The sequence below is a fragment of the Nocardia kruczakiae NBRC 101016 genome (assembly GCF_001612965.1).
GTDB lineage: Bacteria > Actinomycetota > Actinomycetes > Mycobacteriales > Mycobacteriaceae > Nocardia > Nocardia kruczakiae.
This window is the reverse complement of record NZ_BDBL01000033.1, coordinates 45,365-57,936: the sequence shown is the minus strand read 5'-3', so window position 1 is coordinate 57,936 and position 12,572 is coordinate 45,365. Positions and strand designations below refer to the sequence as shown.

Genomic DNA, 12,572 nt, shown 5'->3' with positions numbered 1-12,572 from the left:
CACAGATTTGCACAGATCGCACCGATTTGGCACGGATGAACCGATGATGACTGGCACGATGACACGGTGATCACCGCGACGACCCCGAAAGGCGAAAGGCGTCGCCAAGCGTTGGTTGCGGCTGCCGCGGAGTTGCTACTCGAAGGCGGCTTCGATGCCGTGCGCCACCGTTCGGTGGCGACGCGCGCGGATCTGCCCCTGGCATCCACGACCTACTATTTCGAATCGCTCGAAGATCTGATCGCGCGCGCGGTCGAGTTCAGCGGCAATGCCGAACTGGAGTCGATGCGCCGCCGGATCGGCGAGGTCACCCACCGCAAGCGCGGCGCCGAGGCGACCGTCGATCTGGTGGTGGATCTGATGGTCGGCACCGACGGACCCGACGAATTCGCGCGCGGGCGGCTGATCGCCCGTTACGAGCGCTCGGTGGCCTCGGCCCGGCATCCGGAACTGCGCGAGGTGCAGTTGCGGTTACGCGCCCAGCTCGAGGACCTGCTGGCCGATGTGCTGCGGCGATCCGACCGGATGGTGCGCACCGATCAGTTGCGCCGGCTGGTCGCGGTGGTCGACGGTGCGGTGGTCGCCGCGCTGGCCGAATCCGATCCGCAACCGCGCCGCACCGCCCGGGGCGCGCTGCTGGAACTGATCGATGTGATCGCGCCGCCGGTGCCGCAACCGCTGATGGCGCCGCAGACCGTGCCGTCGGCCGCGGCACAGCATCTGCCCGCGGCCATGCCCCAGCAACCGAGCAGGCATCGAACACTAGACTGACTGTTCGTGAGTCTTGTCCCGAACGTCCTCGCCACCCGGTACGCGAGCCCGCAGCTGGTGCAGTTGTGGTCGCCCGAGAACAAGATCGTGCTGGAGCGCCGGCTGTGGCTCGAGGTGCTGCGGGCCCAGACCGAACTCGGTGCCGCCGGTACCGAGGCGGTCACCGCCGAGGTCCTCGAGGATTACGAGCGAGTGCTGGGCGAGGTCGATCTGGCCTCGATCGCCGAACGCGAGCGGATCACCCGCCACGATGTGAAGGCGCGTATCGAGGAGTTCAACGCCCTCGCCGGTCACGAGCAGATCCACAAGGGCATGACCAGCCGGGATCTGACCGAGAACGTGGAACAGTTGCAGATCCGGCTCTCGCTGGAACACGTCTACGAACACGGTGTGGCGGTCGCCGCCCGGCTGGCCGAGCGGGCCGCCGAGTATCAGGCGCTGGTGATGGCCGGTCGCTCGCACAATGTGGCGGCGCAGGCCACCACGCTGGGCAAGCGGTTCGCGAGTGCGGCCGACGAGGTACTGATCGCACTGCGCCGGGTGCGCGAGCTGATCGACCGGTATCCGCTGCGTGGGATCAAGGGCCCGATGGGCACCGCCCAGGACATGCTCGATCTGTTCGACGGCGACGCCGCCAAGCTCGCCGAGCTGGAACAGAAGGTCGCCCGGCATCTGGGCTTCGCGACCGTGCTGACCAGCGTCGGCCAGGTCTACCCCCGCTCCCTGGACCACGACGTGATCTCCGCGCTGGTCCACTTGGGCGCGGGCCCTTCGTCGTTCGCCCACACCGTGCGCCTGATGGCCGGGCACGAACTGGTCACCGAGGGTTTCCAGCCCGGGCAGGTCGGCAGTTCGGCGATGCCGCACAAGATGAACACCCGCTCGTGCGAGCGCGTCAACGGTCTGCAGGTGGTGCTGCGCGGCTACGGCTCGATGGCGGCCGAACTGGCGGGCGCGCAGTGGAACGAGGGCGATGTGTTCTGTTCCGTGGTGCGCCGGGTCGCGTTGCCGGACGCCTTCTTCGCCATCGACGGCATGATGGAGACCTTCCTGACCGTCCTCGCCGAATTCGGCGCTTATCCGGCCGTGATCGAGCGCGAGCTCAACCGCTATCTGCCCTTCCTGGCCACCACCCGCATCCTGATGGCGGCCGTACGGGCCGGGGTCGGGCGCGAGAGTGCGCACGAGGTCATCAAGGAGCATGCGGTCGCGGTCGCGCTGGCCATGCGGGAGCAGGGTCGCGAACCGGATCTGCTGGATCGCCTCGCGGCCGACGACCGGATGCCGCTGGATCGCGCCGGGTTGGAGGCCGCCCTGGCGGACCGGACCGCGTTCATCGGCGCCGCCGAGGCGCAGGTGAGCGATGTGGTGGCGCAGGTGCAGAAGCTCATCGACGCGCATCCGGAGGCCGCCCGCTACACCCCCGCGCCGATTCTGTAATCGCCACCGGCCCGGTGGTCGCGGCACCGAATCCGCCCGGCGCCGCCGTGCGCGCGGTGGTGTCGCGCGTGCTCGGCGCCGTGCGAATGGTGCGGCGGCGCAGGCGAAATCGCCGACTAGGGTTGCCGGATATGGACCCCTATACGATTTTCGCCGATATCGTCGCCGGGCGGGCGCCCTCGTCGAAGGTCTACGAGGACGACGACGTTCTCGCGTTCATGGACATCCGTCCCATGACGCCCGGTCATCTGCTGGTGATTCCGAAGGTGCCGGCGCGGAGCCTGGCCGAACTCGATCCGGTGATCGGCGGCAAGCTCTTTCAGGTCGCGCAGCGCTTGGCGGCCGCGCTGCGAGAGTCCGAGGTGCGCTGCGACGGGGTGAATCTCTTTCTCGCAGATGGTGTTACGGCCGGGCAGGAGGTCTTCCACGTCCATCTGCACGTCATTCCGCGCACGCCCGGCGACGGCTTCGGGCTGCGCAATCGCGCGACGACTCCGCCGCGTGCGGACCTGGACTATCTGGCCGCATCGATCCGGGGCGCTGCCGGGCGGGCGCAACCGAATGCCGCGAGCGGACCGGACGGAAAGTGGTGGCTCACCTGAGTCGTGGTGCGGACCGGGCGGTTTGCTGAGGAAACGCCAGGAGGTCGAAGCTTCGCACGCCACCACAGTGTGCGTTACTTTAAGTAGCAGTTGTGGTGGGTCGACGGAGGTGGGGACATGCGACGTTCACTCGTTGCTGCGGTTGTGCTGACAGTCGGACTGGGCGTCTTCGGTCCCTGGATGGGCCCACAGCCACGCGCATCGGCGGCGCGAGTGGTCGGAGAAAACGATATGAGCCCGACCCGGACGGCGCTGTTCATCGACTCTCCAGCCATGGGACGCACCGTGCAGGTCCAGGTGCTGCATCCGGCGGGCGGGGGTTCGCGGCCCTCGTACTATCTGCTCGACGGGCTCGATCCCGGTGTGCAGCAGAGCACCTGGACCAACGCCACCGATGCCGAACCCTTCTTCCACGGCAAGAACGTCAATGTCGTCCTGCCGATCGGCGGGCAGGCGAGCTATTACACCGACTGGCAGCGCGACGATCCGCATTTCGGCCGCTATCGGTGGGAGACGTTCCTGACGCGCGAACTTCCGCCGATCATCGACGCCACCTTCTCCGGCAACGGCGTGAACGCGATCGGCGGCCTGTCGATGGGCGGAATCGCGGCGTTCGTTCTGGCCGTTCGCCATCCGGAGCTGTACGAGGCTGTGGCGGGCTACAGTGCGTGCCCGGATCTGGGTATCGCGCAGGGGGCGATCATGTTCTCGATCGCCAACCGCGGCGGCAATCCGTTCGATATGTGGGGTGCGCCGGGAAGTCCGGAGTGGGGTGCCCACGATCCGGCGCTGCTGGCGGATCGGCTGCGCGGCAAGACTGTCTACCTGTCCACCGGCACCGGTATCCCCGGTCCGCACGAGACCGAGATCAAACCGCAGCTGCCGGAGAACATCGTCCTGGGCGGGCCGATCGAGGCCGGCGTGGGCGTCTGCGTCACCGCCTTCGAACAGCGACTGCGCGGTATGCGCATTCCGGCCCGGGTCGATCACAACCCGGTCGGGACACATTCCTGGTCGTACTGGCAGGACTATCTGCACGCGTCCTGGCCGACCGTCGGCGCGGCGATCGGGGCCTGATCGCCGGGCGTCCGATCGGCGCGGGCCCGCGACGGTGGGCGCGACCGGATTCCTGCAGGGCTCGGTTCAGTGCGGCTGGGCGCCCGGGCGGTTGAATTCGCCGTCCTTGGCACCGGCGACGAACGCCCGCCACTCGCCGGGAGTGAAGATCAGCGCCGGCCCATCAGGATTCTTGGCATCGCGCAGCCCGATATTGCCGCTGGCCAGGAAGGCCACCTCGACACCGCCCTCCCCGTCGCCGCTGCGCTGCCAGACCGCCCCGGGTTCGATCTCGCGATTCTTCGCTTCCAACCTGTGCTCCTGCATCGATGTGATCGCCCGCCGGAATCCGCACGGGCGCTGCCGTCCCCGAGCGTAAGCGGTCGCGAGCCGCCGCACCGGCGTCGTTTCCGAATCCGCGCGTACGGGCATGGCCGGAATCACACCGATATGCCGACCTGCGGAATGTGAGATTCGTCCACCCGTCCCGGCAACACCGCTGGTTTACGCCGCAACCTGATCGGAAACCCCATGCACTGTGGCAGTTGGAGGGCGTCGACTGGTCAAGAGACCGAGAGGGCGTGCCCTGCCGCACTGAAGGGACGACAAGGATGGAGCACCGCATGGCACCCGTCTTCGACAGTTGCGCGGTGGTGCCCCGGCACCTCACCGTCGAGCAGGCACACAACATCCTGCACAGTCACAGCAGCTGTCCCACCGACCAATGCCCGCGCCGCAAAGCCGCACTGTTCTTCCTGATGGAATCTCGTCGTTCGGCCCGCGGCAACGGGCGTGACCTGCGCCGGCCCGCACCGCGGACCACCGGCCTGGGGTAGCGCGGGCCGAGTTCGCGCCCCCACTCTCGCCGATCTGCTCGGGTCGGCGGGCGTGGGGGTGCGCACCCCGACCGGGCCACCGCGATTACGGTGGTCACCATGGCTCTCGACAGTGGTACCGGAACCATCCAGAACGCCGGCGACGACGCGGCGGCGGTGACCCCGCCGGTGGCCAAGAAGGTCCCGGCCGAACGCACCCATCACGGTGACACCTTCGTCGATTTCTACGAGTGGCTGCGGGACAAGGACGATCCCGAGGTCATCGCCCATCTCGAGGCCGAGAACGCCTACACCGACGCCCAGACCGCCCACCTGGCGCCCCTGCGCGCGCGGATCTTCGACGAGATCAAATCGCGCACTCAGGAGACCGATATGTCGGTTCCGGCGCGGCTGGGCGACTACTGGTACTACTCGCGCAGCTTCGAAGGCAAGCAGTACGGCGTGCACTGCCGCTGCCCGATCGCCGATCGCGACGACTGGACCCCGCCGCAACTCGAGGTCGACATCGAGATCCCCGGTGAGGAGATTCTGCTCGACAGCAACGTGCTGGCCGAGGGGCACGACTTCTTCGCCCTCGGGGCCTATTCGATCAGCCACGACGGCACCCTGCTGGCCTATTCCACCGACACGGTCGGTGACGAGCGGTATGTGCTGCGGTTCAAGGATCTACGCAGCGGCGAACTGCTCGGCGACGAGATCCCCGGCACCGCGCCCGGGGCGACCTGGTCGCTGGACGGAACCCACGTCTTCTATCAGACCGTCGACGAATCCTGGCGGCCCGACACCGTGTGGCGCCACCGCCTCGGCACCGCGAAGACCGAGGACGTCACGGTGTTCCACGAGCCCGACGAGCGCTACTGGGTCAGCATCGGGGCCACCCGCTCCGAGAAGTACCTGATGATCTGGGTCGGGTCGAAGATCACCACCGAGGGCTGGATTCTCGAATCCGACGATCCGGAGGGTGAGTTCCGGGTGCTGCTGCCGCGCCGCGAGGGCGTGGAGTATTCGGCCGAACACGCGGTGATCGGCGGGCAGGACCGGCTGCTCATCCTGCACAACGATGTGGTCGACGGCGTGAAGGCCGAGAATTTCGTCCTCACCGAGGCGCCGGTGGACGATCCGGCGGCGATGACCATGCTCATCGGCCATCGCGACGATGTGCGGCTCGAGGACGTCGACTGCTTCCGCGATCATCTCGTCCTCTCGTACCGGCGCGAGGCGCTGCCGCGAGTCGCGGTGTGGCCGTTGACTTCCGAGGGCTACGGCGAACTGCGCGAGCTGGAATTCGGCCTGGAACTGTTCTCCGCCGGCGTGGGCTCCAATCCGGAATGGGCGCAGCCGACGCTGCGGCTGGGCGTGACCTCGTTCATCACCCCGATGCAGGTCTTCGACTACGTGCCCGCCACCGGTGAACTGATGCTGCGCAAACAGCAGCAGGTGCTCGGCGGCTACGACCCGGACGACTATGTGCAGCACCGGGATTGGGCGACCGCGGCGGACGGCACCCGGATTCCGATCTCGGTGGTGCGCCGCCGCGACAGTGAGGGTTCGGGCCCGAAACCGTTGCTGCTCTACGGATACGGCTCCTACGAGGCCAGTATCGACCCCGGTTTCTCGGTGTCGCGGCTGTCGCTGCTCGACCGCGGCATGGTGTTCGCGGTCGCTCATGTGCGCGGCGGTGGCGAGATGGGCCGGCTGTGGTACGAGAACGGCAAGACGCTCACCAAGAAGAACACCTTCACCGATTTCGTCTCCTGCGCACGCCATCTCGTCGACACCGCCGTCACCACGCCGCAGGTGATGGTGGCCGACGGTGGCAGTGCGGGTGGGCTGCTGATGGGTGCGGTGGCCAATCTGGCGCCCGAACTGTTCGCGGGCATCCTCGCCAACGTGCCGTTCGTGGATCCGCTCACCTCGATCCTGGACCCGTCGCTGCCGCTGACGGTCATCGAATGGGACGAGTGGGGCAATCCGCTGGAGGATCCGGAGGTCTACGCCTATATGAAGTCCTATTCGCCGTACGAGAACGTGGCGGCCGTGGACTATCCGGCGATCCTGGCGATCACCAGCATCAACGACACCCGGGTGCTCTACGTGGAGCCCGCGAAGTGGGTCGCCGCGCTGCGGGCCACGAAGACCGGCGATGCCCAGCTCCTGCTGAAGACCGAGATGAGCGCCGGGCACGGTGGCGTCAGCGGCCGCTACGAGAAGTGGAAGGAAGTCGCCTTCGAATACGCCTGGGTGCTCGACCGGGTCGGTCTCGGCGAGGTCGGCTGAGGACGGTTTCGGCCGGGCCGTGCGGCCGGGTGCCCGCGCCGGGAATTCGTCGGGGCGTCACTTCGGCTGCACGGGGCCGACACCTGCCGCGCGCACAGTGGAGGCATGAGCGGCAACGACCGGGGGTTCGGGCAGCTGATCGTCTCGGTGTCGGGTATTCGCGACACCACACTGGACCAGGCGCGTGCCTTCGCGGCCGAGATGGACGGCCGCGGGGTACGGCTGTCGCTGCTGGTGGCGCCGCGGTTGAAGGGGAAATACCGGCTCACCGAGGATCCGCGGACCCAGCAGTGGCTGCGGGATCGGCGTGCCGCGGGTGACGCGATCGTGCTGCACGGCTACGACCAGGCCGCGACCAAACGTCGCCGCGCCGAATTCGCCGCACTGCCCACCCACGAGGCGCGCCTGCGCCTCACCGCCGCCGACCGGGTGATGGAACAGATCGGCCTGCGCACCCGGCTGTTCGCGGCACCGCGCTGGACGGCCTCCGAGGGCGCCGTCGCAGCCCTGCCCGAGGTCGGCTTCCGGCTGGCGCTGGGGTTGACCGCCATCCACGATCTGGAACGGGATACGGCGCAACGCTGCTGGGTGCACGGCGTCGGTGAGGGGTTCCGGGCCGAACCGTGGTGGTGCCACGCACTGATCATGAGCGCGGCCCGCATCGCGCGGCGCGGCGGAACGCTGCGACTGGCCGTCTCGGCCGCGCAGCTGTCCCGGCCCGGACCGCATCAGGCCATGCTGGACGCGGTCGATCTGGCGTTGTTCCACGAAGCGGTTCCGGACGTCTACCGGTGGGAGCCGTACGCCCTGCCGCACGCGGCGTGAGCAGGCTCGATCTCAGCGGACGTCGGCCGGGTCCTCGCCGGCCGCGCGCCGTGTGTCCCGCACCGCGGTGACGATCGCCTCGTCCGATACCGCGGCGGTGGCGTCGTGGGTGAAGCCGCCGGCCTCCTTGCGGGTGAGTGAGGTGGACAGCGGATGCTTCTTCAGCTGGTCGATACAACGGTCGATATCGGCCAGCAGCAGATCGGCCATATCGTGGGTGAAGCCGTGCCGCACGACCGCGCGCATGATCGTCTCGTTCTGCCGGTCGGCGGGCAGCGGATAGGCGGCGATCAGCCAGCCGCGCGAGCGCAGCCGTTCCGACAGGTCGTACAGATTGAAGCCGGGGTCCTCGCGCAGCCGCCACGACACCGCGCTGATGCCGCGGGTGGGGGTGCCGTCGTGGATCATCTCGAACAGCCCGGTCTCGGTGAGTCCGTGGGCCAGATGTTCGGCGACGCGGTAGATCGCCGACTGCAGCCGGGTGTACCCCGTGCGGCCGAGCCGGATGAAGTCGTAGTACTGGGTGATCGCCTGGCCGCCGGGTCGGGAGAAGTTCAGATTCAAGGTGGCCATACTGCCGCCGAGGTAGTCGACGTTGAAGACGAGTTCGTCCGGGAGGTCGGCGGCCGTGCGCCAGAGCGCCCAACCGGCGCCCAGCGGGGCCAGGCCGGTCTTGTGCCCGGAGGCGTTGATCGACTTCACCCGCGCCAGCCGGAAGTCCCACACCAGATCCGGCGCGGTGAACGGCGCGAGGAATCCACCACTGGCGGCGTCGACGTGTAGCGGGATGTCCAGGCCGGTGCGGGCCTCCAGATCGTCGAGGGCCGCGCTCATCGCGGCGACGTCCTCGAACAGTCCGGTGAAGGTCTGGCCCATCGTCGCGACGACCATGATCGTATTCGAATCACAGTGTGCGGCAATATCATCGGGCTCCAGCGTGTACCGGTTCCCGCGCAACGGCACCTGCCGGATCTCGACGTCGAAATAGCGCGCGAACTTCTCCCAGCACACCTGCACCGGGCCGCAGACGAAGTTGGGGACGCCCTGGCCGCCGTTCTTGCGCCAGCGCGTCTTCGCGGCCAGCCCGCCGAGCATCGCCGCCTCACTGGACCCGATGGTGGAGGTGCCGCGGGTCGAACCGGGATCGGGGCAGTGCCACAGGTCGGCCACCATGCGCACGCACCGCCGCTCGAGTTCGGCGGTCTGCGGATATTCGTCCTTGTCGACGATGTTCTTCGCCAGGCTCTGCGCCATCAGCCGCCGGGCGTTGTCGTCGATCCAGGTGGTGCAGAAGGTGGCCAGATTCATCCGCGACACGCCGTCGACCATCAGCTCGTCGTGCACGATCTGATAGGCCTCCGGGCCCGGCATCTCGCGGCGCGGAAAGTGGTGTTTGGGTGCGCCGCGATCCAGATCGGGCATCGCGAACAGGTCGTCGGATTCCGATGATGCAGACATCTCGTCCTCTCCGGTGGTCGGATCGCGGTCGAGCTCTTCCTCATCATGCCCGCTGCGGTTGCCGGACGGTCGCGAACGCCAGGGGCGAATCGGGCGAATTCCGGCCCGCGCCGCGCCCGGCGCCGATGCGGCCGATCCCGGAACGGGGTTAGGTTGGGTACATGACCGACGAATCTCGGACGGCGGCCCTGCGCGAGCAGGTGCGCGCCTTGATGCCGCAGGCGAAAGCCGATCTGGCCCAGTTGGTTTCGTATCGGTCCGTGGCCGATGCGCGGCAGTTTCCGCCGGAAGAGTGTCATCGGGCGGCGCAATGGGTCGCCGACGCCTTCGCCGGCCTCGGCCTCGCCGACGTCGGCCTGCACGAGACGCCCGACGGTAGCGAGGCGGTCGTGGCCCGGTATCCGGCTCCGCCCGGCGCTCCCACGGTGCTGCTGTACAGCCACTACGACGTGCAGCCACCGGTGGACGAGGCCGCCTGGGAGACGCCGGTGTGGGAGCTCACCGAGCGCGACGGCCGCTGGTACGGGCGCGGCGCGGCCGACTGCAAGGGCAATATCGTCGTCCATCTGACCGCCCTGCGGGCCCTGCGGAACACACTGGGAGACAAGGGTTATCCGGTCGGCATCACGCTGGTCTGCGAGGGCTCCGAGGAGCAGGGCACCGGCGGTCTGGAGGAATTCGTTCCGCGGCACGCGGACCTGCTGCGCGCCGACGCACTGCTGATCGGTGACTGCGGTAATTTCGCGGCGGGCGTGCCGACCTTCACCCAAACCCTGCGCGGAAACGTGAACGTACTCGTCACCGTCGAAACCCTTTCCGGCCCTCTGCATTCCGGCATGTTCGGCGGAGCGGCTCCGGATGCCGTCGCCGCCCTGATCCGGGTCCTCGCGACGCTGCGGGACGAACACGGCAACACCACGGTGGACGGGTTGGCGGCCGATCAGGTCTGGGACGGCGCGCAGTATCCGGTCGAACAGTTCCGGGTCGATGCCGGCGTCCTCGACGGTGTGCAGGTGCTGGGCAGCGGCAGTATCTCGGACATGCTCTGGGCGCGCCCGGCCCTGACCGTGCTGGGCATCGATGTGCCGCCGGTGGTGGGATCGGCCGCGGCCGTCCAGCCGAGCGCGCGGGCCCGATTGAATCTGCGGATCCCGCCCGGGGTCGATCCGGCTCCGGCCTTGAAAGCCCTTACCGCCCATCTGGAATCGCATACGCCGTGGGGTGCGCGCGTTCGGGTCGAGACCGAGGGCACCGGTGCGCCGTTCCGGTCCGGGACCGGCGGCCCGGCGCGGCTGTCGATGGAGGACGCCTTCGCCGCCGCTTACGGCCGCACCGCCACCACCCAGGGGCAGGGCGGTTCGATTCCGCTGTGCAACGTGTTCGCCGAGACCTATCCCGACGCCGAGATCATGCTGCTCGGCGTCGAGGAGCCGAAATGCCTCATCCACGCCCCGAACGAGAGTGTCGATCCCAGCGAGATCGAGCATGTGGCGCTGGCGGAGGCATTGTTCCTGTCCTCGTATACGCGGTGAGACAGTCGAGGACCCGCTAGAAGGTCTTGTTGTCCTCCGGCTCGATGAGCGCGAATTCGGTATCCGCCGGGCGCATTTCGGACAGGCGGCCGAAGTAGATGCCCTGTGCCTCCGGCGCGATGATGCCGTAGTGGATGGGGACGGCGGTGCGCGGCGCCACGGCGCGCAGATAGTCCACCGCCTCGCTGATCTTCATCCACGGCGCGACCGCCGGCACCGCCAGCACTCCGACCGATACCGGCGGCACCCACAGCGAATCGCCCGGGTGCACGAACTGTGCCGGATCATCGGCGGTGCCGAGCTGGAAGACCGTGTTGTCGACGACCGGCAGCTCCGGATGGATCACCGCGTGCTTGCCGCCGCCCCCGGTGATCTGCAGATCGCCGATGGTGACGAGATTGCCCGCGTGCACGGCCTGCCACGGTTCACCGCGCTGCTGTGCGGTCTGCGGATCGCTGAGCAGGCGGGCGCTCGGATTCGCGTCGACCAGGGCCTCGATCCGGTCGGGATCGATATGGTCGGGATGCTGATGGGTGATCGCGATCGCGTCGAGACCCGTGATGCCTTCGAAGCCGTGCGAGAAAGTGCCCGGATCGAACAGGATCTTCGCGCCGTTCAATTCGACGAGGACGCAGGAATGACCGAAGTGGGCGATGCGCATGGATTCACGCTATATCCCCCGGCCGCAGCGCGGGCCCGGAGCCGGCCGCCTGCGTAACCACGGGGGGCCGCGCGGAGGCCGGCCGGCAGGCGCTGTGACGTCCCTCGCAGGGGCCGCGGCCCGGCGCGGCGCCCGGGAGTAGCCCCGATTAAGCTGTTGTGGTAATCCCCCCACCAGCTTGAGGAGCAACGCGTGGCACGAGTTGTGGTCGAGGTGATGCCGAAGGCCGAGATCCTGGATCCCCAGGGTCAGGCCATCGCCGGCGCGCTCGGACGCCTGGGTTTCCCGGGTGTGTCGGATGTGCGGCAGGGCAAGCGGTTCGAACTCGACATCGACGACAGCGTCAGCGATGCCGAGCTCGAGAAGATCGCCGAGGCCCTGCTCGCCAACACGGTGATCGAGGACTGGAAAGTGGTGCGGCTGCCGTGACCAGCTCTGCGCGAATCGGTGTGATCACCTTCCCCGGCACGCTCGACGATGTCGACGCGGCGCGCGCGGTCCGGCTGGCCGGCGCCGAAGCGGTGAGCCTGTGGCATGCCGACGCCGACCTCAAGGGTGTCGACGCGGTGGTGGTGCCGGGTGGATTCTCCTACGGCGACTATCTGCGCGCCGGTGCCATCGCCCGGTTCGCGCCCGTGATGGGCAAGGTCGTCGAGGCCGCCGGTAAGGGTATGCCGGTGCTGGGCATCTGCAACGGTTTCCAGGTGCTGTGCGAGGCCGGACTGCTGCCGGGTGCGCTGACCCGCAACGAGGGTCTGCACTTCGTCTGCCGGGATCAATGGCTGCGAGTGGAATCCACTGCGACCGCGTGGTCCTCGCGCTACGACGCGGGTGCCCAGATTCTGGTCCCGGTGAAGAACGCCGAGGGCCGCTACCAGGCCTCGCAGGCCGTGCTCGACGAACTCGAGGGCGAGGGCCGGGTGGTCTTCCGCTACGTGGGCGGCAACCCCAACGGTTCGCAGCGCGATATCGCCGGCATCGCCTCGCCGAACGGTCGCGTCGTCGGTCTCATGCCGCATCCGGAACACGCCACCGAGCCGCTGACGGGGCCGAGTGACGACGGACTGGGAATCTTCCTGTCGGTCCTCGACAGCCTCGTCACCACGGCCTGATC

At 68.3% G+C, this 12,572-nt stretch carries 13 protein-coding genes; 10 read left to right on the top strand and 3 right to left on the bottom strand.

Annotation, left to right across the window (positions count from 1 at the left end; genetic code table 11):
- Positions 1–66: 66 nt before the first annotated feature.
- The 4 genes from NK1_RS23285 (at position 67) to NK1_RS23270 (ending at position 3,890) form a co-directional block, all read left to right on the top strand.
- Complete coding sequence (locus tag NK1_RS23285; RefSeq protein ID WP_083870566.1) at positions 67–771, top strand: TetR/AcrR family transcriptional regulator; 705 nt, start codon at positions 67–69, stop codon at positions 769–771.
- Positions 772–777: 6 nt separating this feature from the next.
- On the top strand, positions 778–2,211 hold the full coding sequence (gene purB / locus NK1_RS23280; RefSeq protein WP_063011885.1) for an adenylosuccinate lyase: 1,434 nt from the start codon (positions 778–780) through the stop codon (positions 2,209–2,211).
- 131 nt (positions 2,212–2,342) lie between these two features.
- A complete protein-coding gene (locus NK1_RS23275) occupies positions 2,343–2,813 on the top strand; it encodes an HIT family protein (RefSeq protein WP_063011947.1) in 471 nt (156 codons plus the stop codon).
- Between the two features lie 117 nt (positions 2,814–2,930).
- Positions 2,931–3,890, top strand: a complete 960-nt coding sequence (locus NK1_RS23270; RefSeq protein WP_063011883.1) for an alpha/beta hydrolase — start codon at positions 2,931–2,933, stop codon at positions 3,888–3,890.
- A 66-nt stretch (positions 3,891–3,956) separates the two neighbouring features.
- On the opposite strand, the gene NK1_RS23265 is transcribed toward NK1_RS23270, so the two are convergent.
- Positions 3,957–4,181, bottom strand: a complete 225-nt coding sequence (locus NK1_RS23265; RefSeq protein WP_223273481.1) for a DUF397 domain-containing protein — start codon at positions 4,179–4,181, stop codon at positions 3,957–3,959.
- A gap of 311 nt (positions 4,182–4,492) precedes the next feature.
- Here NK1_RS23265 and NK1_RS23260 point away from each other — a divergent pair, with 311 nt between their 5' ends.
- The 3 genes from NK1_RS23260 to NK1_RS23250 all read left to right on the top strand — a co-directional run bounded on the left by NK1_RS23260 (position 4,493) and on the right by NK1_RS23250 (position 7,807).
- Positions 4,493–4,705, top strand: coding sequence for a hypothetical protein (locus NK1_RS23260; protein WP_063065915.1), 213 nt, complete (start codon positions 4,493–4,495; stop codon positions 4,703–4,705).
- 99 nt (positions 4,706–4,804) lie between these two features.
- Complete coding sequence (locus NK1_RS23255; RefSeq protein ID WP_063011945.1) at positions 4,805–6,982, top strand: S9 family peptidase; 2,178 nt, start codon at positions 4,805–4,807, stop codon at positions 6,980–6,982.
- Between the two features lie 105 nt (positions 6,983–7,087).
- Positions 7,088–7,807 carry a DUF2334 domain-containing protein gene (locus NK1_RS23250; RefSeq protein ID WP_063011881.1) on the top strand — a complete coding sequence of 240 codons (720 nt, stop codon included), beginning with the start codon at positions 7,088–7,090 and terminating at the stop codon, positions 7,805–7,807.
- A gap of 12 nt (positions 7,808–7,819) precedes the next feature.
- Here the strand turns inward: NK1_RS23250 and gad are convergent, their stop codons facing one another.
- Entirely contained in the window at positions 7,820–9,265 is a 1,446-nt protein-coding gene (gene gad / locus NK1_RS23245; protein WP_063011879.1) for a glutamate decarboxylase, read from the bottom strand.
- 161 nt (positions 9,266–9,426) lie between these two features.
- Here gad and NK1_RS23240 point away from each other — a divergent pair, with 161 nt between their 5' ends.
- Positions 9,427–10,797: a dipeptidase gene (locus tag NK1_RS23240; protein WP_063011877.1), complete on the top strand. Its 1,371-nt coding sequence runs from the start codon at positions 9,427–9,429 to the stop codon at positions 10,795–10,797.
- 16 nt (positions 10,798–10,813) lie between these two features.
- Here the strand turns inward: NK1_RS23240 and NK1_RS23235 are convergent, their stop codons facing one another.
- Positions 10,814–11,458, bottom strand: a complete 645-nt coding sequence (locus NK1_RS23235) for an MBL fold metallo-hydrolase (protein WP_063011875.1) — start codon at positions 11,456–11,458, stop codon at positions 10,814–10,816.
- Positions 11,459–11,650: 192 nt separating this feature from the next.
- Between NK1_RS23235 and purS the strand changes: the two genes are divergently transcribed.
- Both purS and purQ read left to right on the top strand, forming a co-directional pair.
- Positions 11,651–11,887, top strand: a complete 237-nt coding sequence (gene purS, locus NK1_RS23230) for a phosphoribosylformylglycinamidine synthase subunit PurS (RefSeq protein ID WP_030517414.1) — start codon at positions 11,651–11,653, stop codon at positions 11,885–11,887.
- Positions 11,884–12,570 (top strand): phosphoribosylformylglycinamidine synthase subunit PurQ, encoded by a 687-nt coding sequence (purQ, locus tag NK1_RS23225; RefSeq protein WP_036497761.1) that lies wholly within the window; start codon positions 11,884–11,886, stop codon positions 12,568–12,570. The genes purS and purQ overlap by 4 nt, the downstream gene beginning before the upstream one ends.
- Positions 12,571–12,572: the final 2 nt, after the last annotated feature.